The following is a 672-nucleotide window of genomic DNA, read 5'->3' as shown; positions in this document are numbered from 1 at the left end:
GTTCCGGGTCATGTGTCGCCGTCGTGGCCGCAGCCTTTGTCAACCAGTGCAGTACCCACCGACGCCCGGTTTGTCACATCTGGTCACAGATGTCACACAGCGGTTCGGCATCTTTGACGCGCAGTAACGGTACGCCTGGCAGGCCAAACGCGTACACTACCGCCCTTTCGCCTCGAGCGCTAAATCCGCTGGGGCACCGGGTTGCCCGCGTCGGTGATCGCCCGCCGTACGGGTACCCGCGCGAGCAGAACGAATCCCAGGACGAAGAACCCCACCAGGGAGACGATCGCGTCCCGGTAGCTGCCGGTGAGCTGGNNGACCAGGCCGATCCCGGCGGCGAGCACGAAGAACCAGACGGGCGCGCCGGCCGGCAGGAAGTACCCGGCGGCCAGCGTCAGCGTCCAGGCGACCAGCGAGCCGAGGATCGTGCGCTTCGCCCCGTACCGCCGGGCGCACCGGCCCAGCAGCAGCGCGCCCGCCACCGCCAGCACCTGGACCAGCAGCACCGCCACGATCAGCGTCGACTGACCGAGCCCCAGCTCCTTCGAGCCGTACACGGAGGCCTGGGAGATCACCGTCTGGATGCCGTCGTTGTAGATCAGGTACGCCAGCAGGAAGGCGAGCGTCAGCGGGTGCCGGCGCATGTCGCGGACCGTCGCCGCGAGCTGCCGG

1 protein-coding gene is annotated in these 672 nt (G+C 68.8%); it reads right to left on the bottom strand.

All coding sequences use genetic code 11. From position 1 onward, the window contains the following. Positions 1–179 precede the first annotated feature (179 nt). On the bottom strand, positions 180–672 hold a 493-nt coding region (locus tag CCN29_RS34145; protein WP_442538689.1), incomplete at its 5' end, for an MFS transporter.

Source organism: Streptomyces pseudogriseolus, from assembly GCA_002154585.1.
GTDB lineage: Bacteria > Actinomycetota > Actinomycetes > Streptomycetales > Streptomycetaceae > Streptomyces > Streptomyces pseudogriseolus.
The sequence above is the reverse complement of the archived record's forward strand: the minus strand, read 5'-3'. Positions and strand labels throughout refer to the sequence as shown.